Origin of the sequence: Phenylobacterium sp. VNQ135, from assembly GCF_049445735.1 — a bacterium.
Taxonomy (GTDB): Bacteria; Pseudomonadota; Alphaproteobacteria; order Caulobacterales; family Caulobacteraceae; genus Phenylobacterium.
Window position 1 is genome coordinate 212,490 of the sequence record NZ_JBMSDS010000003.1, and the last position, 19,942, is coordinate 232,431.

The 19,942-nt window shown below is 70.5% G+C and carries 20 protein-coding genes; 9 read left to right on the forward strand and 11 right to left on the reverse strand.

What is annotated here, in order from left to right:
• Position 1 precedes the first annotated feature (1 nt).
• A complete protein-coding gene (locus ACO2Q0_RS12150; protein WP_423351782.1) occupies positions 2-715 on the forward strand; it encodes a phosphatase PAP2 family protein in 714 nt (237 codons plus the stop codon).
• On the opposite strand, the gene ACO2Q0_RS12155 is transcribed toward ACO2Q0_RS12150, so the two are convergent.
• Entirely contained in the window at positions 712-1,989 is a 1,278-nt protein-coding gene (locus ACO2Q0_RS12155; protein WP_423351783.1) for an amidase, read from the reverse strand. The two genes, ACO2Q0_RS12150 and ACO2Q0_RS12155, sit on opposite strands and share 4 nt — an antisense overlap.
• 74 nt (positions 1,990-2,063) lie before the next feature.
• Between ACO2Q0_RS12155 and ppc the strand changes: the two genes are divergently transcribed.
• Positions 2,064-4,757 carry a phosphoenolpyruvate carboxylase gene (gene ppc / locus ACO2Q0_RS12160; protein ID WP_423351784.1) on the forward strand — a complete coding sequence of 898 codons (2,694 nt, stop codon included), beginning with the start codon at positions 2,064-2,066 and terminating at the stop codon, positions 4,755-4,757.
• A 4-nt stretch (positions 4,758-4,761) separates the two neighbouring features.
• Here ppc and ACO2Q0_RS12165 read toward each other — a convergent pair whose 3' ends face one another.
• Together ACO2Q0_RS12165 and ACO2Q0_RS12170 are read right to left on the reverse strand one after the other, a co-directional pair.
• Positions 4,762-5,553: a Crp/Fnr family transcriptional regulator gene (locus tag ACO2Q0_RS12165; RefSeq protein WP_423351785.1), complete on the reverse strand. Its 792-nt coding sequence runs from the start codon at positions 5,551-5,553 to the stop codon at positions 4,762-4,764.
• 142 nt (positions 5,554-5,695) lie between these two features.
• Positions 5,696-5,860 carry a hypothetical protein gene (locus tag ACO2Q0_RS12170; RefSeq protein ID WP_423351786.1) on the reverse strand — a complete coding sequence of 55 codons (165 nt, stop codon included), beginning with the start codon at positions 5,858-5,860 and terminating at the stop codon, positions 5,696-5,698.
• Here ACO2Q0_RS12170 and ACO2Q0_RS12175 point away from each other — a divergent pair, their 5' ends adjacent.
• Together ACO2Q0_RS12175 and ACO2Q0_RS12180 are read left to right on the forward strand one after the other, a co-directional pair.
• Complete coding sequence (locus ACO2Q0_RS12175; protein WP_423351787.1) at positions 5,861-6,061, forward strand: hypothetical protein; 201 nt, start codon at positions 5,861-5,863, stop codon at positions 6,059-6,061.
• Between the two features lie 58 nt (positions 6,062-6,119).
• Positions 6,120-6,890 (forward strand): SDR family NAD(P)-dependent oxidoreductase, encoded by a 771-nt coding sequence (locus ACO2Q0_RS12180; protein ID WP_423351788.1) that lies wholly within the window; start codon positions 6,120-6,122, stop codon positions 6,888-6,890.
• A 4-nt stretch (positions 6,891-6,894) separates the two neighbouring features.
• Here ACO2Q0_RS12180 and ACO2Q0_RS12185 read toward each other — a convergent pair whose 3' ends face one another.
• Positions 6,895-7,752: a pirin family protein gene (locus ACO2Q0_RS12185; protein ID WP_423351789.1), complete on the reverse strand. Its 858-nt coding sequence runs from the start codon at positions 7,750-7,752 to the stop codon at positions 6,895-6,897.
• A 77-nt stretch (positions 7,753-7,829) separates the two neighbouring features.
• On the opposite strand from ACO2Q0_RS12185, the gene ACO2Q0_RS12190 reads away from it, so the two are divergent.
• Positions 7,830-8,648 (forward strand): acyl-CoA thioesterase, encoded by an 819-nt coding sequence (locus ACO2Q0_RS12190; protein WP_423351790.1) that lies wholly within the window; start codon positions 7,830-7,832, stop codon positions 8,646-8,648.
• Here the strand turns inward: ACO2Q0_RS12190 and ACO2Q0_RS12195 are convergent.
• Entirely contained in the window at positions 8,645-9,079 is a 435-nt protein-coding gene (locus tag ACO2Q0_RS12195; protein WP_423351791.1) for a hypothetical protein, read from the reverse strand. The two genes, ACO2Q0_RS12190 and ACO2Q0_RS12195, sit on opposite strands and share 4 nt — an antisense overlap.
• A 143-nt stretch (positions 9,080-9,222) precedes the next feature.
• On the opposite strand from ACO2Q0_RS12195, the gene ACO2Q0_RS12200 reads away from it, so the two are divergent.
• The 3 genes from ACO2Q0_RS12200 (at position 9,223) to ACO2Q0_RS12210 (ending at position 14,617) form a co-directional block, all read left to right on the forward strand.
• Positions 9,223-11,349: a M13 family metallopeptidase gene (locus ACO2Q0_RS12200; RefSeq protein WP_423351792.1), complete on the forward strand. Its 2,127-nt coding sequence runs from the start codon at positions 9,223-9,225 to the stop codon at positions 11,347-11,349.
• Positions 11,350-11,417: 68 nt separating this feature from the next.
• Positions 11,418-12,146 (forward strand): TrmH family RNA methyltransferase, encoded by a 729-nt coding sequence (locus ACO2Q0_RS12205; RefSeq protein WP_423351793.1) that lies wholly within the window; start codon positions 11,418-11,420, stop codon positions 12,144-12,146.
• Positions 12,147-12,211: 65 nt separating this feature from the next.
• Positions 12,212-14,617: an ATP-binding protein gene (locus tag ACO2Q0_RS12210; protein WP_423351794.1), complete on the forward strand. Its 2,406-nt coding sequence runs from the start codon at positions 12,212-12,214 to the stop codon at positions 14,615-14,617.
• Between the two features lie 105 nt (positions 14,618-14,722).
• On the opposite strand, the gene ACO2Q0_RS12215 is transcribed toward ACO2Q0_RS12210, so the two are convergent.
• A complete protein-coding gene (locus ACO2Q0_RS12215) occupies positions 14,723-15,529 on the reverse strand; it encodes a DODA-type extradiol aromatic ring-opening family dioxygenase (RefSeq protein ID WP_423351795.1) in 807 nt (268 codons plus the stop codon).
• A 5-nt stretch (positions 15,530-15,534) separates the two neighbouring features.
• Positions 15,535-16,116 (reverse strand): NADPH-dependent FMN reductase, encoded by a 582-nt coding sequence (locus tag ACO2Q0_RS12220; RefSeq protein WP_423351796.1) that lies wholly within the window; start codon positions 16,114-16,116, stop codon positions 15,535-15,537.
• Positions 16,117-16,252: 136 nt separating this feature from the next.
• Between ACO2Q0_RS12220 and ACO2Q0_RS12225 the strand changes: the two genes are divergently transcribed.
• Positions 16,253-17,194 carry a LysR family transcriptional regulator gene (locus ACO2Q0_RS12225; RefSeq protein WP_423351797.1) on the forward strand — a complete coding sequence of 314 codons (942 nt, stop codon included), beginning with the start codon at positions 16,253-16,255 and terminating at the stop codon, positions 17,192-17,194.
• Here ACO2Q0_RS12225 and ACO2Q0_RS12230 read toward each other — a convergent pair.
• From ACO2Q0_RS12230 to ACO2Q0_RS12245, 4 genes are all read right to left on the reverse strand, one after another.
• The gene (locus ACO2Q0_RS12230) at positions 17,191-18,024 is read right to left on the reverse strand and encodes a DUF6644 family protein (RefSeq protein ID WP_423351798.1); all 834 of its coding nucleotides are present in this window, start codon (positions 18,022-18,024) and stop codon (positions 17,191-17,193) included. The two genes, ACO2Q0_RS12225 and ACO2Q0_RS12230, sit on opposite strands and share 4 nt — an antisense overlap.
• Positions 18,021-18,635, reverse strand: coding sequence for a DUF6644 family protein (locus tag ACO2Q0_RS12235; protein WP_423351799.1), 615 nt, complete (start codon positions 18,633-18,635; stop codon positions 18,021-18,023). The genes ACO2Q0_RS12230 and ACO2Q0_RS12235 overlap by 4 nt, the downstream gene beginning before the upstream one ends.
• A gap of 129 nt (positions 18,636-18,764) precedes the next feature.
• The gene (locus tag ACO2Q0_RS12240) at positions 18,765-19,286 is read right to left on the reverse strand and encodes a CinA family protein (RefSeq protein WP_423351800.1); all 522 of its coding nucleotides are present in this window, start codon (positions 19,284-19,286) and stop codon (positions 18,765-18,767) included.
• A gap of 1 nt (position 19,287) precedes the next feature.
• Positions 19,288-19,872, reverse strand: a complete 585-nt coding sequence (locus ACO2Q0_RS12245; RefSeq protein ID WP_423351801.1) for a hemerythrin domain-containing protein — start codon at positions 19,870-19,872, stop codon at positions 19,288-19,290.
• Positions 19,873-19,942: the final 70 nt, after the last annotated feature.

Sequence of the window (19,942 nt, forward strand, 5' to 3'; positions counted from 1 at the left end):
CATGCCGGTTCGACAGGCGAGGGCGCTCGCGACCACTCTCTGGGGCTTTCTGAGACGCTTCGAGACGCGCGCGCTGCTCATCTTCATGGCGGCGATCGGCGCGGTCTGGGCCTTCTTCTCCATCGCCGAGGAAGTCGCCGAGGGCGAGACCCACGCGGTCGACGAGCGGCTGATCCTGCTGTTCCGCAACCCGGCGGACCTGAACGACCCGATCGGCCCTCGCAACGTCGAGGAGGCGGTCCGCGACATCACCGCGCTTGGCGGCTTCACGGTGGTCACCCTGGCGACGATCGTCGGCGTGCTGGCCTTCGCATTCCACCGGCGTTGGCGTCACGCTGCGGTGCTCCTCGGCACGGTGCTGCTGGCCGAGTTCTCCAGCGAGACGACGAAGGCGCTCTACAGCCGGCCGCGCCCGGATATCGTGCCGCACGGCGCCTACGTCTATTCCGGCAGCTTCCCCAGCGGCCACTCCACCCTCTCGGCGGCCACCTTCCTCACCCTGGCCGTGCTGATCTCCAGCCTGGAGCCGCACCGCCGGACCAAGGCGCTGGTGTACGTCCTGGCGCTCGCGCTTCTGGTCACAATCGGCGTCAGCCGGGTCTATCTGGGCGTCCATTGGCCAAGCGACGTGCTGGCCGGCTGGTGTCTCGGCGCGGCCTGGGCGTTCCTCGCCTGGGTGGTGTTGCGCGCGGTCGGCGGCCGCACGCGCGGCTAGGCGAAGCCCGACAGGTCCGGCGTCCGTCCGTTCCAGCCCGACACCGCCTCGAACGCCGCGCCCAGGCTGACCACCGCCGTCTCGTCAGCCGGCCGGCCGAGCACCTGCAGCCCCACCGGCAGCCCTTCGTCCGTCAGGCCGCACGGGACGCTGATCCCGGGGAGGTCCAGGTAGTTGGCCGCCCGCGTCAGGCGGCTGAGCGGGGAGACCGTCTCGTCGACGTCGTCGATCGGCGGGGCCGGGATCGGACAAGTCGGCGAAAGCAGGCCGTCATAGGGCGCGAGCCACGCGTTGAAGGCGGCCTGGTCCTCGGCCCGTCTTTGGTGCGCCGCCTCCAGACGCGCGTCGCTGATCTCCCGGCCAGCCTCGAAGCGCCGGACGATCCACGGGTCCATCACCTCGGAGAGCTGGGTGATGCGCGGCCCCCAGATGCGCCAGCCTTCGCCCGCCATCAGCAGCCCGTTGGCCAGGAAGGAGTCCTCCAGGACAGGCGGCGGCGGGACGATCTCGACGATCGCGCCGGTCTCGGCGAAGCGCGCCAGCGCCTCGGCATAGAGCCGCGCCACCTCCGGGTGCAGCTCGCCCAGGGCGTCCGGCGCAAGCGCCGCCACGCGCCGGCCCCGCACGGGGGCGGCCAGCGCCGCCTCGGCGTCGAAAGCCTCGCGCACGGCCGCCGCGCCGTCGGGTCCGGAGATTGCGCCCAGCATCCGGGCGGCCGTCGCCACGTCGCGGGCCAGGGCGCCCACGGTGTCCAGCGCCGGGCTCAGCGGATGCACGCCGCGCAGGCTGACGAGGCCGCGGCCGGGCTTGAGGCCGACCACGCCGCACACCGCCGCGGGGATCCGCACCGAGCCGCCGGTGTCGGTGCCCAGCGCGCCGTCGCAGAGGCCGGCCGCGACGGCCACGGCCGATCCCGAAGACGAGCCGCCCGGCGCGCGATGGACCTTGGCGTCCCACGGATTCCAGGGCGCGCCCACCGCGCGGTTGGTGCCCCATCCGCCATAGGCCAGCTCGACGGTGTGGGTCTTGCCGACGATGCTCCAGCCGGCCTGCAGGAGCCGCTCCACCACCCGGGCATGCCGCGCGGGCGAGGGGTCCAGCGGCACGCGCGCCCCGCCGCCAGTGGGCGCGCCGGCCACGTCGATCAGGTCCTTCACCAGCAGGACCGGCCCGTCGCCATCCTCGCCGGCGATCGGCGGATCGAATACCTGGACGAGCGCCTTCAGGCGGGCGTCGTAGCGGCGGATGCGGTCCAGAGCCTCTTGCGGGGTCATGCTTTCGTTATCGCCGACGCCGCGGGAGGAAACCAGATGACGCGGGTCGGCCATGGGGCTTTAAAGCGCTCGTCATGACCCAGTCGCTCCCCGAGCAGCTCCGCGCCACCGTGCGTTTCCTCGGCCGCGTCCTGGGCGACGTGATCCGCGTCCAGGATGGCCAGGCGGTCTTCGACCAGATCGAGGAGATCCGGAAGGCCTCGGTCGGCTTCCATCGCGAGGGCACGCCCGAGGCGGCCCGGCTTATGGCCGAGCGGCTGGGCTCGCTCAGCCTGGAGGACACGGTCCGCTTCGCCCACTCGTTCGCCTGCTTCCTCCAGATCACGAACATCGCCGAGGACCAGATCCAGCGCCGCCGCATCCGCGCGGGCGACGCGCGGCAGGACACCCTGGCCGGGGCGCTGCGGACCCTCGCCGCCGAAGGCGTGGACCGCGAACATGCCGTGGCGCTGCTGGCCGGCGCCCTCATCGCCCCCGTCATCACCGCCCACCCCAGCGAGGTCCGCCGCAAGAGCGTCCTGGACCGCCAGAGCGCCATCGCGCGCGGGCTGGAGGCCTTCGACCGCGCCCGCACCGACGCCGAACGGTCCGCCATCGAGCGCGAGCTGGTGCGCGAGGTCTCCATCTTCTGGCGCACCCGCCTGCTGCGCCCGGTCAAGATCGCCGTCAGCGACGAGATCGAGAACGCCGTCTCCTACTTCGAACGCAGCTTCCTGGCGGCGCTGCCCAGGCTGTACGCCCACTGGCGCGAAGTGCTGGGGGAGGGCGACCTGCCCAGCTTCCTGAGCGTCGGCTCCTGGGTCGGCGGCGACCGCGACGGCAACCCCTTCGTCACCGCCGCCGTGATGCGCCAGGCCCTGGCCCGGCAGTCGCGGGCGGCGCTGCGGCTCTACCTGGACCGCGTCCACGCCCTGGGCGCCGAGCTGTCCATCTCGGCCGATCTTGCCGAGGTGACGCCGGAGCTGCAGGCGCTGGCCGACCTCGCCCACGATTCCTCGCCGCAGCGGGTGGATGAGCCCTACCGCCGGGCGCTCACCGGGATCTATGCGCGGCTCGCCGCCACCTATCCGATCCTCACCGGCGAGGCGCCGCCCAGGCCCTCCAGCACGGCGGGTGAGCCTTACGACGGTCCCGAGGCGCTGAAGGCCGAGCTGCAGACGGTGCTGGACTCGCTTCTGTCGGTGCATGGCGCGGCCTTCGCCGAAGGCCCGCTGCCCGACCTGATCAGGGCCGTCGACGTCTTCGGCTTCCACCTGGCCACGCTCGACATGCGCCAGAACTCGGCCGTGCACGCCCGGGTGGCCGCCGAACTGCTCAGGACGGCCGGGGTCGCCGAGGACTACGAGGCGCTCGACGAGGCGAAGCGCTGCGAGCTGCTGCTGCGCGAGCTGTCCCACGGCCGCCTGCTGGCCTCGCCCTTCGCCACCTACAGCGACGAGACCGCCCGCGAGCTCGAGATCCTCCAGGCCGCCGCCGAGATCAAGCGCCGCTACGGCCCGGAGAGCATCCGCGCCTACATCGTTTCGAACACCCAGTCGGTCTCGGACCTGCTGGAGGTCTATCTGCTGCTGAAGGAGGTCGGGCTCTTCCGTCCGGGCTCGCCGCCGCGGGCGGAGATCTTCGCCGAGCCGCTGTTCGAAACGATCGAGGACCTGCGCGCCGCGCCCAAGACCATGGCCCGCTACCTGGCGATGCCGCTGGTCGCCGACCTGCTCGCCGCCCACGGCCTGCAGGAGGTGATGATCGGCTATTCCGACAGCAACAAGGACGGCAGCTATCTCACCTCGACCTGGGAGCTGCACAAGACCTCCCGCGCGCTGACCTCGGTGGTGGGCGGCGCGGGCCTCAGGCTCCAGCTCTTCCACGGCCGCGGCGGCGCCGTCGGCCGCGGCGGCGGCTCCAGCTTCGACGCCCTGATCGCCCAGCCGCAGGGCACCATCGGCGGCCGCATCCGCATCACTGAACAGGGCGAGGTGGTCGCCAACAAGTACGCCGATCCCGAACTCGCCCGGCAGAGCCTGGAGACGCTCACCGCCGGCGTGGTGCTGGCCTCCCTCCGTCGCCAGGCGTCCGAGGATCTGGCCGCGCCGCACAGCAAGGCGATGGATGCGCTGGCCTGCACCGCAATGGCCGCCTACCGGTCGCTGGTCTACGAGACGCCGGGCTTTGCAGACTACTTCTTCGCCGCCAGTCCGATCGCCGAGATAGCCGACCTGAACATCGGCAGCCGGCCGACCTCGCGGCAGGCGACGCGCAGCATCCAGGGGCTACGAGCCATCCCGTGGGTGTTCTCCTGGTCGCAATCGCGCGCCATGCTGCCCGGCTGGTACGGCTTCGGCTCGGCGGTGGCCGACGGCGGGGTCTCCATGACCCAGCTTCGCGAACTGCATGAGGTCTGGCCGTTCTTCGCCACGACGCTCGCCAACATGGAGATGGTGCTGGCCAAGGGCGACATGGCGATCGCCCGCCGGTACGCCGGCCTCGTCGAGGACAAGGCGCTGGCCGAGGCGGTCTTCGGCCACATCCGCGCCGAGTGGGACCGCACGACCGAGGCCCTGCTGCAGATCACCGGCCAGTCGGCGCTGCTGGAGCGCAGCCCCGATCTCGCCGCCGTCATCCGCTCGCGGCTGCCCTACATCGACCCGCTGAACCACCTGCAGATCGAGCTGATCCGCCGCCGGCGGTCCGGGGACGACCAGGCGGCCGTGCGGCAGGGCATCCACCTCACCATCAACGGCATAGCCGCGGGGCTCAGGAACACCGGCTGACGCCTCAGGCGGGACTTGCCTCGAGCTGGCGCCGCGTCGGCGCCGCGGAGCGTGGGCGCGCGGCCTCGACCTCGCAGCCGGCGATGTCGGCCAGGGCCTGTGGCTCCAGCAGGATCGCCACGCCCGATCGCAGCTCGATGAGCCGCTCCCGGCGAAGCTGCTGCAGGGTGCGGTTCACGTGCACGATGGAAAGGCCCAGCGCGTCGGCCAGGATTTCCTGCGTCAGCGGCAGCGGGAAGCGTTGGCTGTCGCCCAGGCCGGTGCATTGCAGCCGACGCTGCAGTTCGAGAAGGAAATGGGCCACGCGCTCATAGGCGGTCTGCTGGCCCAGGCGGACCATGTGGTCGAACAGGAGGCGTTCGTCCTCCATCGCCGCGGCGGTGAGCGCGCGCGCCAGGCCGGGCGCGCGGCCCTCGACCGCGGCCTCCAGCAGCGGCGCGGCGTCGACCGTCTCCACTGCCGTCATGGCCACGATGCTCCAGGGCGCGGGCGGCGCGCCCCGCCCAGCGATGCCGAAGTTGTCGCCGGGCAGGATCAGACTGAAAATCTGTCGGCGGCCGTCAGGCAGAACGCGCTGACGCGCGGCCCACCCGGCCACCACGTAGCGGGGCTTCCGCTGCGACTGGCCTTCGGTGATCAGGTCCTCGCCGGGCGCGTGCCGTTCACGATGCTCGGCGAGCGATCGGACAAGCGCTTCCTCGGCTTCCGAAACCACGCTGAGCGATCGCAGGCGTTTTACGATGGGCTCGATTGGCCAGGTGGCCAGACGCGGTGCAAAGCGGCCCGTCATCCGCATACCCCAATCCGAACTAAGAGCTTGGCTGGACCTCAGCTGGCGGGTCGGGGTCCCCCTTGAGTCTGGACAAATTCCCCGGCGACTGTAGAGCGTGTCAAAAGAGGTGTGGTTCCTATGTCACTGAGCAGACATAACGACGACATCAGGTGTGGCAGGTGGAGATAACAGCCTCCTGCTCGAATGCCGTGCTCAGCCAAATCATCAGCGAAATCAGAGTCGACCGATGCTCTTTTGCTGTTTGCCGGAACGTCGCGGCCCATCCGTCGTTCGTTGCGGCCAGACGCGAAGTATCGAGGAGTTGCTTCAAATGCCTGCAGCCAGCGGCGCCGGTTACGGCTTCAGGATCGCACGAACGAAGGCTGGCTGGACGTGGGCCGCCTATGACGGGGACGGGCGCGCCGTGGAAACGGGGGCCGCGCCGAACCGCGCCGTGGCGGCCGCCTGCGTCATCCGGGTGATCGCGCGCAGCCACGCGCCCGACGAAGCCCTTCCGCAGCAGGCAAGCTGAGGCTGGCGCCCGCGCGCGGTGTTTGGCAGGGTCGCGCCCTCGAAGGCGGGAGGCGCGCATGGACCTGAAGCTCAAGGGCAAGGCGGCGGTGGTCACCGGCGGTTCGCGCGGCATTGGCCGAGCCATCGCCGAGACGTTCGCGGACGAGGGCGCCGATGTCGCCGTCTGCGCCCGCCACGCCGACCAGGTCGCCGAGACGGTGAAGGCGCTCGAAGCCAAGGGCGTGCGCGCGTGGGGGCAGGCCGTCGACATCGCCGACAAGGACGCGGTACAGGGCTTCGTGCGCGGCGCCGCCGATGCTCTGGGCCGCCTGGATATCCTCGTCTCCAACGCCAGCGCCCTCGTGCAGGGCGTCGCCGAGGAGGACTGGCGGGCCATGGTCGACGTGGACCTGATGGGCGCGGTCCGCAGCTTCGAGGCGGCGCGGCCCCATCTCGAGAAAGCCGCCGCCGCCACCGGCGACGCCGCCTTCATCCTGATCTCGTCGGTCTCCGCGGCGGAGGCCACCGGCGCGTCTTCCTACGGCGCGATCAAGGCGGCGCTGATCCACTACGCGAAGGGCGTCGCGCGCGAGGGCGCGGCCAAGGGCCTCCGCTGCAATGTGGTCTCGCCGGGCACCGTGCTGTTCGACGGCGGCGTCTGGGGCCAGGTGCGCGACAACATGCCGGGCTTCTTCGAGCAGATGATCAAGCGCAATCCGACCGGCCGGATGGCCACGCCGGAGGAGGTGGCCGCGGCGACGGTGTTCCTGGCCAGCCCGCGCTCGGCCTTCACCACGGGCATCAACATGCTCGTCGACGGCGCGATCTCGTCGCGGGTGAACTTCTGAGCCGTCAGGCCGAGACGTTGTCGAACAGGCCGGCCTGGTAATCGCGGACGGCCTCGACGATCTCCTCGCGCGTGTTCATCACGAACGGGCCGTGGGCGACCACCGGCTCGCCGATCGGCTTGGCGTGGCCGAACACCACCTGGGCCTCGCCCTCGGCGGCGATCTCGACCGTGTCGCCCTCCAGGTCCAGTTCGGCCAGATGCCAGTGTGGGACCGCGACGCCATTGACCGCCACCTGGCCGCGAACCACGTAGAGGAAGACGCTGCGCCCGCTCAGCGAGCCGAAGCCCACCCGGCCGCCGGCGGCGAGGTCGACAATGGACATGAAGACCCCGGTCAGCGACCCGATGGGGCCGGTGTCGCCGCCCCAGCTCCCCGAGACCAGCCTGACCGTGGCCGCGTCACCGGCGGCCAGGGCGGGAATCGTGTCGGCCTGCACGCCCGTGTACTTCGGCCGCGTCATCTTGAGGCGCGCCGGCAGGTTCACCCAAAGCTGCAGGATCTCCAGCGGCCCGCCCTGGCGCAGGAAGGCCTCGGGCGAGACCTCGGCGTGGATCAGGCCGGAGCCGGCGGTCATCCACTGGACGCCGCCGACGCGGATGATGCTCTCGTGCCCGGCGGAGTCACGGTGCGCCAGCTCGCCGTCCAGGATCAGCGTCACCGTCTCGAAGCCGCGGTGCGGGTGGGGCCCGAACGGAAGGCCCCGGTTGTTCGGCGGATAGACCTGCGGGCCGTGGTGATTGAGGAACAGGAAGGGGTCGACCTGCGCCACGCGCGGGCCGGGCAGCGGCCGGCGGGTCACGAGGTCGCCGATGTCGTCGCGGGCGGCCGGATGCTGGGCGATGACGGTCTTGGCGGGCACGGGCAGGTCTCCTTCGGTCCCATATAACTGCGCTCCGGGGCTTGCGGAGCCCGCGCGGCCGCGCTTTCAGGAAGGCGATGGACAAGCTCTTCTTCGACCTTCGGCCGACGCACAACCCGAACCGCTGGTACATGCCCCTCACCAACGACGTCTGCGTCGGTCCGCCCGGGAACATGTTCATGTTCGGCGGCGTCGGTCTCGCCTCGGCGATCGCGGCGCTGCAGGGCACGACGGGACGCCCGCTGGTCTGGGCCACGGCGCAGTACCTGTCCTACGCCAAGCCGCCCAGCGTCGTGGACCTCGACGTGTGGACGCCGGTGGCCGGCAAGTACAACACCCAGGCCCGGGTGATCGGCCACGTCGGCGACGGCGAGATCTTCACCGTCAACGCCGCGCTCGGGGAGCGGCCCAGCGAGCTGTCGCAGCAGTGGCTCGAGATGCCGCATGCGCCCCGCCCCGAGGACTGCGATCTCGCCATGCACTGGCGCGGCACGGGCGAGGGCCTGCACAGCCGCATCGAGGTGCGGATGGCCAAGGGGCGCTACGGCGAGGATCGCATCGGCAACCCCGAGCCCGACGGCCGCTCGCTGCTCTGGATCCGCCCGCGCGAGAACATCGCCATCGACGCCCCGATGCTGGCGGTGATGGCCGACTTCGTGCCCTCCGGGGTCGGCAACGCCCTGGGCGCCAACGCCGGCGGCAACAGCCTGGACAACACCATCCGCATCCGCCGGATCGTGCCGACGGAATGGGTCCTGGCCGACATCCGCATCCACGGGGTGCACGGCGGCTTCGCCCACGGCGCCATGCACCTTTTCGCCCAGGACGGGGAGCTGATGGCCACCGCCAGCCAGTCGCTGATCGTCCGCATCCGCGAGACGAAGGACCAGCGCTAGAAGGGCTCTGCGCTGACGCCCGGGCGCTCGTTGTCCCAGATCATCGACATGATCATCCAGCCGCCGTCCGGCTGGCGATAGAGCTGGATCGAGTTGATGCCCCGCCGCTCGGGCGTGGCGTCGTCGGGCGCCGTGCGCGCTTCGTACAGGCTCCAGACGTGCGCCATGTTGCCGAGGGTGTCGATGCGCCGGGCGATCTCGACCTCGTAGAACGGATTGGCCGCGAAGAACGGGGTCACGTCGGCCTCGTACTCTTCGGGCGACATGATCTTGATCCACGGCGTGCCCTGACCGTCCACGCCCGTCCGCATCTGGCGCGCGTCGGGGTGGAACACCTTGCGCTGCCGCGACCAGTCCCGGGGACCCGCCGGCCCCGAGATCATGGCGTACATCTCGTCGATCACCGCGCCGATCGCAGCCTTCTCGTCCATGGGCCCTCCGTCTGACAGGAGGCCAGCGGTTCCATGCGTCGGCGGGCCCGGGCAAATGACAAAGGTGTAACGGTTTTCCGCTCGCGCCCGCGGTGTAAGACACCGGCAAACGCGCGCGGGCGATCCCGTGCGTCTTGGGAGAGATGTTCCAGATGATCGTCCGTCCGTCCTGGCTCGCGGCTGCGTCCGCCGCGGCCCTGCTGTCCGCCTGCGCCACCGCGGCGCCGCTGCCGCCCGCCGCCGAGCCTGCGCCCGCGCCGGCGCCGGAACCCGCCCGTCCCAAGGCCCAGGTCGGGACCTTCGGGTTCGACGTCTCGGGCATGGACACATCCGTCGCGCCGGGCGACGACTTCTACCGCTACGCCGTCGGCAAGTGGGTGGACCGCACCGAGATTCCGCCGGACCGCTCCAACCTCACCAGCTTCGGGGTCATCGCCGAGACCGCCGCCAAGCGCACCCGTGCGATCATCGAGGACGCCGCGGCCTCCAACGCCCCCGCCGGCTCGGAAGCCCGCAAGATCGGCGACTACTTCGCCAGCTTCATGGACGAGGCCGCCATCGAGCAGCTCGGCGTCCGGCCGCTGAAGCCGGAACTCGACCGCATCGCCGCGATCCGCACCCGCACGGACCTCTCGCGTGAGCTGGGCGCCACGCTGCGCGCCGACGTCGATGCGCTGAACGCCACCGACTTCTACACCGATCGCCTGTTCGGCCTCTGGGTCGCCGAGGACCTGACCGACACCAGCCAATACCGCCCCTACGTGATGCAGGGCGGCCTCGGCATGCCCGACCGCGAGTATTACCTGGGCGACAGCCCACGCTTCCAGGAACTGCGGACCAAGTACCAGGCTCACGTCGCGAACATGTTCCGCCTGGCCGGCTACGACGACGCGGACGCCCGCGCCAAGCGCGTCGTGGCCCTCGAGACCGCCATCGCCGGCGCCCACTGGACGGTCGACCAGACCAGCGACATCCAGAAGGCGAACAACGTCTGGAGCCGGGCCGACTTCGCCCGGAAGGCGCCCGGCATCGATTGGGACGCCTTCCTCACTGCAGCGGGCCTCGCCGACCAGCCGCGTTTCGGCGCCTGGCAGGACACTGCCATCGCCGGCATCGCCAGGCTCGTCGGCGCGCAGCCCATCCAGAGCTGGCGCGACTACCTGGCCTTCCATGCCGTGGAGCGCGGCGCGCCCTACCTGTCCAAGGCCTTCGTCGATGAGCACTTCGCCTTCAACGGCCAGGCCCTCTCCGGCACGCCGCAGCAGCGCGAGCGCTGGAAGCGCGGCGTCGACGCCACCAGCAACGCCCTGGGCGAGGCGGTGGGCAAGATCTACGCCGAGCGCCACTTCTCGCCCGAAGCCAAGGCCAAGGCTCGCGAAATGGCCCAGAACATCCTCACCGCCTTCGGCAAGCGGGTCGACGCGCTGGACTGGATGACGCCTGAGACCAAGGCGGCGGCGAAGAAGAAGCTGGCCAACTTCGAGGTGATGGTCGGCTATCCCGACAAGTGGCGCGACTACTCGGGCCTGGAGGTCGTTCGCGGCGACGCCTACGGCAACCAGCACCGCGCCGACCTCTTCGAATACCGCCGCAACGTGGCCAAGCTGGGCAAGCCGGTGGACCGCACCGAATGGTTCATGACGCCCCAGACGGTGAACGCCCTGTTCGCCCCGTCGCAGAACTCCATCAGCTTCCCTGCTGCGATCCTCGAGCCCACCTTCTTCGATCCGAACGCGGACGATGCGGTCAACTACGGCGCCATCGGCGGGGTGATCGGCCACGAGGTCAGCCACGGCTTCGACGACCTCGGCGCCCAGTTCGACGAGCACGGGGCGCTGCGCAACTGGTGGAAGCCGGAGGACCTGGCCCGCTTCAAGTCCGAGACCAAGAAGCTCGCCGATCAGTACAGCGCCTACGAGCCGCTGCCCGGTCTGCACCTCAACGGCCAGCAGGTGCTGGGCGAGAACATCGCCGACGTCGCCGGCCTCGCCGCGGCGTGGGACGCCTATCTCCTGTCGCTGAACGGCAAGCCGCCCGAGACGATCGAGGGCTTCACGGCCGAGCAGCGGTTCTTCCTGGGCTGGGCGCAGAACTACCGCTCCAAGGCTCGCGAGGCCGCCCTGCGCCGCCAGGTGGTCACCGACGTCCACTCGCCCGGACCCTACCGGGCGCTCACCGTGCGCAACCTCGACGCCTGGTATCCGGCCTTCAAGGTCGAGCCCGGTCAGAAGCTCTACCTGGCGCCCGCCGACCGGGTGAAAATCTGGTAGTCGTCCGCATCGAGGACCCGGACGACCCTCGGATCGAGGGCTATCGCGCGGTCCGCGAGCGCGATCTCGTGGGCCGCGATGGCCTCTTCGTCGCCGAGGGCCGGGTGGTGCTGGAGAAGGCGGTCCGGGCCATCCCCGACCGCCTGGTCTCCCTGCTGGTGGCCGAGAAGCGGCTGGAGGGCCTCGCCGGCCTCGCCGCGGACCTGCCGCCCGACACGCCCGTGTACGCGGCCTCGCAGGCGGTGATGGACGCCATCGTGGGCTTCCCCATCCACCGCGGCCTCCTGGCGCTGGGCCGTCGGGCCGAGCGGAATCCGGCCGAACTGCTGGCCGCCCTGCCGGCTCGGGCGCTGGTGGTCGGCCTCTCGGCCATCGCCAACCACGACAACATGGGCGGGATCTTCCGGAATGCCGCCGCCTTCGGCGCCGACGCGGTGCTGCTCGACGCCGACTGCTGCGATCCGCTCTATCGCAAGGCGATCCGGGTCAGCGTGGGCGCGGCGCTCGCCGTGCCCTTCGCCCGCCTGCCGCGCGGCGTCGATCTCGTGTCGTCCCTGGGCGGCGCGGGCCTCGACGTCGTGGCCCTCAGTCCCCGTGGCGCGGTCGAGCTCGCCGACCTCGTCCCGCCCGCCCGGGTCGCCGCGGTCTTCGGCGCCGAAGGCCCCGGCCTCGCGTCGGGCGTCCTGGCTCGGACCCGCACCGTCCGCATCGCCATGGCGGGCGGCTTCGACAGCCTGAACGTCGCCACCACGAGCGGGATCGTCCTGCATCATCTGGCGCGCCGCGCGGCGATCTAAAGTCCGGCTTAACCCGCGCCATGCCAGGTTGTCGGCCTGGGCGTTTCGCCTGTCGAGGGGAATGCATGGGGCGCAAGAGGCGCGATGTGGCGGCGCGGCCGGCGGGGCTCGAGGAGTCCGCGCCGGTGTTCGACCGCGCCACACGCCTGGCCCGGACCCTGTTCGGCGCGGTCGAGGCCCAGGTCACCCTCTGCAACGGCGACTCCGTCTGGCGCAGCCGCGATCCGCACGGCCGTACGCCCGGCGACGCCGTCGGCGTGCGCGAGGTCATGCGCACGGGCGAACTCCTCTGGGTCGAGGACTGCCGCGCCGACCCGCTCTTCCGCGACGATCCGACCGTGGCCCGCGCGCCCTTCGTCCGCTTCTTCGCCGGCGCGCCGATCCGCCTCGAGGACGGCTCGACGCCGGGCGCGCTCTGGGTGGCGGGCCTCGAGCCCCGCGCCTACGACCGCAACCTCGCGGCCCGCCTGCAGGACCTCGCCGACTTCGTCGCCGACGAATGGATCCGGGTGAAGGCCCGCGGCGCCCGATCCGGCTATGAGCGGACGCTGACGGCGATCATCGACGCGCTGCCGACCTCGCTGGTCCTGACCGACCGCGAGATGCGGGTGCTCTACGCGAGCGCCCCATGGATCAAGGGCCGTGGCCTCACCGGACGCAAGGTCATCGGCGAGACGCTCTTCGACCTGCGCCCCGACATCTTCGAACAGTTCCGCGAGGGGCTCACCCACTCGGTCGCACACGGAACCGGCTACAAGGTCGAGCGTCACCCGCTGCCGCGCCCGGACGGCGGCTGCAACTGGGTGCGGGTCGAGGTCACGCCGTGGCGCGAGGCCGACGGCGAGGTCGGCGGGATGATCATGGCCTCCTACGACATCACTGCGGTGGTGGAGGCCCTGGAGCGCACGGAACGTTCGGAAGAGCGGATGCGGCTCGCCATGGAGCTGGCCGATCTCCATGTCTTCGAACTCGACTTCGTCCGGCGCGAACTGATCAGCGTCGGCGCGGAGGCGACCTTCTACGACGCGCCCCAGACCTACGAGGCCCTGTCCAAGGACATCTGGAGCTCCATAGATCCACGGGACCGCGCCGCGGTCCAGGAAGCCTGGGAACGCCACCTCGCCGAGGGCACGCCCTACCATCCCGAGTACCGCGCCTTCCGCAACGACGGACAGGAGGTCTGGCTGGCCGGAACCGCGCGCTTCATCCAGGGCGAGGGCGGCAGGCCGCTGCGGCTCGTAGGCGCCGTCCAGAACATCACCGCGCGAAAGGCCCAGGAACAGGCGCTGATCCGCGCCCGCGACGAGGCCGAGGCGGCCAACCGCGCCAAGAGCGCCTTCCTGGCGACGATGAGCCACGAGATCCGCACGCCGCTCAACGGCGTGTTGGGCATGGCCCAGGCGATGGCCGCCGAGGCGCTGTCCCCTGAGCAGCGCGGGCGCCTGGACGTCATCCGCCATTCCGGCGAGAGCCTGCTGGCCATCCTCAACGACGTGCTGGACCTGTCCAAGGTCGAGGCCGGCAAGCTCGACCTGGAGGAGGCTGAGTTCGACGTCGCCGAACTCGCCCAGGCGGTGCACGCCACCTTCGGCGCCGTGGCCGAGGAGAAAGGGCTGACCTTCGAACTGTCCGTCGATCGGGCCGCCCGCGGCCTCTACCGCGGCGACCCCGTCCGGGTCCGCCAGGTGCTGTGGAACCTGGTCTCCAATGCGCTGAAGTTCACCGACCGCGGCGGCGTGAAGGTCCGCGTCGGCCGCAAGGCCGGCGAGCTCGTCTTCGAGGTGACCGACACCGGCATCGGCATCGCTCCGGACCAGCTCGTGAACCTGTTCCGCAAGTTCGAGCAGGCCGACGCCTCGACCACGCGACGCTTCGGGGGCACCGGCCTGGGCTTGGCCATCTGCCGTGAACTCACCGAGCTGATGGGCGGGGAGATCACCGCCGTCTCCGCCCGTGGCCGCGGCGCGACCTTCACCGTCCGCCTGCCGCTGGAGAAGCTGGGCGGGCGGAAGGCGCCGCCCAAGGGAAAGGCCAAGGCCGTCCAGCCGCGCGAGCCCGCGCCGGACCGGCCGCTGCGCGTCCTCGCCGCCGAGGACAACCCCATGAACCAGCTGGTGCTCAAGACCCTGCTGGCCCAGGTGGGCGTCGAGCCTGTGATCGTCCCCGACGGCCGCGAGGCCGTGGCCGCCTGGGAGCGCGAGCCCTGGGACGTGATCCTCATGGACATCCAGATGCCGGTGATGGACGGCCCCACCGCCACGGCCCTCATCCGCACGCGCGAGGTGGCGCTCCGGCGCCCCCGCACGCCCATCGTCGCGCTCACCGCCAACGCCATGAGCCACCAGGTCGCCGAGTACCTGGAGGCGGGCATGGACGGCTACGTCGCCAAGCCCATCGAGGCCGCGCGGCTCTACGAGGCCCTCGAGGCGGCGCTGGAAAAGTCCGAAGCGGCGCGCTCGGCGGCGGCCTGACGTCCGATCTCTGAGGGAGGCGAAGTCCGGAGGCCCTCCGCGGCGGGTGTGTGCGTGCGCCGTGGGGGAGGAGAGGGCCTCCGGGGTCCCTCGCTGGGGAGGCGATCAGGCGGCTGCGGCTTGCGGCTGCGGCTCGCCGAACTGGAAGGCGGACACCACCACGTCCATGACGGTGTCGCGAAACACGGCGCGTGCCGGCTCGCCCTCGGCCGCCCCTGCGGCGACGAAGATCGGCGCCAGGTGTTCCTCGCGCGGGTGGGCGAGGCGGCCATTCGGGGCTTCGGCCCAGGCGGCGAGCTTCGCCGGGTCGTTCACCGCCTCCGCCAGCCAGGCGTCGAACCCGGCCGAGGCGTCCGTGTAGGCGGGCGAGAAGCCCCGCATGTTGTGCCAGCTCATCCCCGAGCCCACGATCATCACGCCCTCGTCCCGGAGCGGCTTGAGCGCCCGGCCGGCGGCCAGGTGCTCGGCCGGATCGAGCGTCGCCTTCAGCGAGAGCTGCACCACCGGGATGTCCGCCTCGGGCGTCACCAGCTTCAGGGGCACGAAGACCCCGTGATCCCAGCCGCGGTCCGGATCGGCCGCCGAGGCGATGCCGGCCTCGGCGAGCAGGCCCCGAACCCGCGCCGCCAGCTCAGGCGACCCCGGCGCCGGGAAGGTTAGCTCGTAGGTGTGCTCGGGAAAGCCGTAGTAGTCGAAGATCAGCCCCGGCGCCTCGCCCGAGCCCACGGTGAACACCGGCGCTTCCCAGTGGCCCGAGACCACCAGGATCGCGCGCGGCCGTTCCGGCAGGCTGTCCACGAGGCCGCGGAGGAACGCTTCCGTCCGCGCCCAGGTGTCGGCCGGCCCGCGGGTCCACGCCATGAAGAAGCAGGGACCCGCGCCGTGCGGGATGTAGAGCGCCGGGAGCCGCATGGTCGTCAGGCTGCCGCGCGGGCCGCCGGCGTCTCGGCCAGGATCTTCTCGATCCAGGCGCTGAACGCCGCGCCGAAGGTCTTCAGGAACTCGGCGGTGCTTTCGTTGATCAGCTCGCCGGCGTCGTCGAACAGGGTGAAGGCGTTGCCGATATAGGCTTCCTGGCTGAGCAGGGGGACGTTCAGGAACACCAGCGCCTGGCGAAGATGGTGGTTGGCGCCGAAGCCGCCGATGGCGCCCGGGCTGACGCTGATCACCGCGCCGGGCTTGCCGTCCCAGGCGCTGGAGCCATAGGGGCGCGAGCCCACGTCGATCGCGTTCTTCAGCGCGCCGGGGACAGAGCGATTGTACTCGGGCGTGACGAACAGCACCGCGTCATGGGCGGCGATCTCCTGGCGGAACTTGGTCCAGGCGGCCGGCGGGCTGTCGGTTTCGATGTCCTGGTCGTAGTGCGGCAGGTCGCCGATCTCGACGAAATCGAACTTCAGGTTCGGCGTCTGGGCGGCGAGCGCCTTGGCGACCTTGCGGCTCACCGAGTCCTTGCGGAGGGAGCCGACGACGACGGCGACGGTGCGGGTTTGCGACATGAGAAGGGGGCCTTTCGCGAGGGGTCCGAAGCGCGTTGTGGAGAACGCCTCGGGTTGAGCGAAAGGTGGTCCCTATCCGTGCTGTTGATAATCGGCCTCGTTTGAAGGACTGTCTTGCCTGAAAGGAAACAATCCGATGGACCGTCTCGACGAGATCGCCGCCTTCGTGGCGGTGGCCGACGCCCGCAGCTTCACCCAGGCGGCGCGCAAGCTGGACGTCTCCTCCGCCCAGGTCTCGAAACTGGTCGCCCGGCTCGAGAACCGGCTCAAGGCGCGGTTGTTGAACCGAACCACGCGCGACGTGTCGCTGACCGACGTCGGCCGAGCCTACCTCGACCGCGCCCGCGAGCTGCTCGAGGACTTCGAGACCCTGGAGACCACCGTCCGCGACCAGAGCGGCCCGTCGGGGCTTCTGAAGATCTCGGCGCCGATGTCCTTCGGCGCCAGCCAGCTCACCCCCGCGCTACTGGATTTCGCCGCCGGCTGCCCTTCGGTGTCCCTGGACGTGGTGTTCAGCGACCGCATGGTCAATCTCGTGGAGGAGGGCTTCGACGTGGCCGTCCGCATCGGTCACCTGTCGGACTCGTCGCTGGTGGCGCGCAAGCTGGCCGCCGTGCGCATGGTCACCTGCGCCTCGCCCGAGTACCTGGCCCGCGTGGGCGCGCCCAGGGAGCTGGCCGACCTCGCGCAGGTCGAGGCGATCCTCGACACCAACGGCCGCGATCCCACGGTCTGGCGCTTCCTGAAGAACGGGGAGCCGCACGACGTGCGGGTGAACGGTCGGCTGCGGTTCGCCGGCGCCGACGCCTGCGTGGCCGCCGCCCGGGCCGGCTTCGGCGTCGCCCGCAGCCCGGCGTTCGCGGCCGCGGCCGACCTGCGTTCAGGCCGCCTCGTGCCCCTCTTCTGCAACTATGAGCCCGAGCTGATCCACGTGCATGCGGTCTATCCGCATGCGCGCCATCTGGCGGCCAAGGTCCGGGGCTTCGTCGACTTCCTGGCCCACCGCTATTCGGGAGAGCCCGAGTGGCATCAGGGCTGGGGCAGCAAGCACCCGGCCCTGACGCCCGTCCCGGCCTAGGCGAAGGCGATCCAGCGCCCGGCGGCCGCCGTCGTCACCCACACCAGGATGGCGGCATAGGCCATCGCCTTGGTGTATGCCCCCGCGCCCGCCTCGTTGCGCCCCGACGAGACGACCTGCACGGCCGCCGCGCCCAGGATCCAGGCCGCGAAGACGAAGAAGAACGTCTTGTTGGCGGGGTCCAGGCGGGTGAAGTCGTCCGGCTTGATGACGAAGTGCGTCGTCACGAACTGGATTGCGATCAGTCCGGCCAGCCCCGCCGCATAGACGATCCGGGTGAGGCCGCGGCTGACGAAGAGCACGATCAGCGCCGCGGCCGTTGCCACGTGCCAAAGGCCCGGGTTCACCAACTTGGCCGAAGCGAAGACGTAGAGCGACAGCGCCCAGACGACGATCCCCAGCAGGCCGAGCAGGCGAGCGGCGGTCCCGGCCCGTCCCTCGTTGCGCGCCAGGGGCAGGCTGACGCCGTAGGTCAGGATCACCGCCGCCAGAAGGCCCAGCATCTTCGCCGTGAAGGCTTCGGAGGTGTAGAGGCGCTCGGGGTTCGAGGCGCCGATCAGCACGCCCGTGATCAGGATGCCCGCCACGCCCAGGTGCAGCCAGGGCGAGACGTCGCGGCGCACCTCGGAAGGCGTCTGGTCCGAAAGGCCGAAGCCGATCAGGCGCAGGTTGAGCAGGATGCTCGCCCCGCCCAGCAGCACGAGCGAGAGGAGGTGGCCCACCTCCCACTGCGCGAACCAGGGTTTCACGGCCGCGCCCGGCCAGGTTTGGTCCAGCGTCGCCACCCAGGGCTGAATCGCCGGAAGGAAGTCCTGCGGAGCCAGGCTCATTGCGGCATCTCCCCGATGTCGATGGCGCCGTGCTCGGAGCGCGCGCATTCCTGGACGGCGTTGGCCCAGTGGGGCAGGGCCTTGCCGCACTCGTACCAGTCGTAGGCGATGAAGCGGCCGAAGGTGATCACCAGGATCCAAGACAGCAGCGAGACGGCGGCCGACAGCCGCGTCTTGGCCGGCGGCCTCGCGGCGGTGTCCCACTCATGCCGGTTTCGCTGAACCCGCCAATGGAAGACCATGATGTTGAGAAGCGCGACCGCCAGGAAGACCAGCTTCAGGCGGAACCAGAGATTGTGATAATAAAGCAAGGGCTTGGCGTAGAAGAGCGCGAGGCCGGTCAGCAGCATCAGCACGAAGCCGAAGACCGTCAGCGGCAGCACCCGGTCGCTGATCACCGAGACCGGCGTCCGCTTGAAGGCGACGCCCAGCAGCCGCAGGTCCACCAGGAAGATGGTGCCGGCGAACAGCATCAGCGTGAGCACGTGGGTGCCTTCCAGAAGGCCCCAGAAGTTCAGAGACGAGGCCAGCGCCTCGCTCCAGGACATGGGGTATTCCCCCTTGCCCTTACCTAGCTCGGTCGCGAGCCAGACCAGGAAGTCTCGCAGCACCTAGTCGCCCCCCTAAACATACCCGTCTTTCTAGTGAAGACGTACGCCCCCTCCATTGCGGAATTGCTGCGGCTTGGCAACACGCAAACGTCGGGCGGATGGGAGCCTAGGTGGATTCGTGAACGCTGATCAGGCAGCGCCGGTCGGCGGGGCGATCTGCCGGCGCAGCAACTCCAGGCCGACCCTCAGGGCCTCGAGCCGGACCTCGGCCCGGCCGACGTCGCCGAAGGTCTCCTTGCGGTGCAGCGTGGGGCTGCCGTGGCGGGCGCAGGCGAAGTGGACGAGGCCCGCCGGCTGTCCCGGCCCACCCTCCGCGAAGCCGGTGATCGAGACGGCGACGTCGGCCTTGGAGTTGGCGATCGCGCCTTCCGCCATGGCCCGGGCGCAGCGCTCGCTCACCACGCCGTCGTTGTCGATGATCGTCTGCGGGACGCCCAGCATCTCGTGCTTGGCCTCGGGCGTGTAGACGACGAAGCCGCGCTCGAAGGCGTGGCTGACGCCCGGAAGGTCGGTCAGCAGGGACGCAAGCAACCCGCCGGTGCAGCTCTCGGCCGTGGCCAGGGTGAGGTTCCGGTCGCACGCCTCGCGGAGCACGCGCTCCGCGAGGCTGTCGATCTCGGGCGGCAGGGCTGGTTCGAGGGCTTCCGCCATCCTACTGGAGGGCGGACCCGCCCATCTTGGCCATCAGCTCTTCCTTGCGGGCCTTGAGCTGCTCGCCGACGGCCTTCAGGTCCATGTCGGACTTGCGGCACTCGGGGAAGTATTCCTTCTCCTCCTCCTCGACGTGGTGCTCGATCATCTCCTTCAGGACGGTGACCTTGGCGTCGTAGTAGGGGTCTTCCGGCTTCATCTTCTGAAGCTGGGCCATCAGGTCCTTGGCCGAAGCGTGCTCGACCTCGGCCTCGTTGACGATGTCTTCCTCGTCGAGGTGCGGCCGCGAGGCGGGATAGAAGATCTCCTCCTCGATCTGCGTGTGGACCGCCAGCTCCATGTAGATCTGCTGGAAGATCGCCTGCTTCTCGGCGGGCTTCTCCTTGGCCTTTTCGTATTGCTTGAACAGCTTCTCGACGGCCCGGTGGTCCTGCATCAGCAGGCGGGTCGCGGGGTCGCTCTTCGGCGTCGTCGAGGTCTTCTTGGCCGTCGACTTCGAGGACGACGCCGATTTCGACGCGGTCTTGGCCTTCGTCGCCGATGATTTGCTTTTCTTGGTCGTGCTGGTCTGGGTCCCGGTCGCCATGGGGGTCTCCGTGGGCTTGAGAGGGGCGGGCGTCCGGTTGAACCCGCCGCCGCGGCCCAGGTTCCGCGCA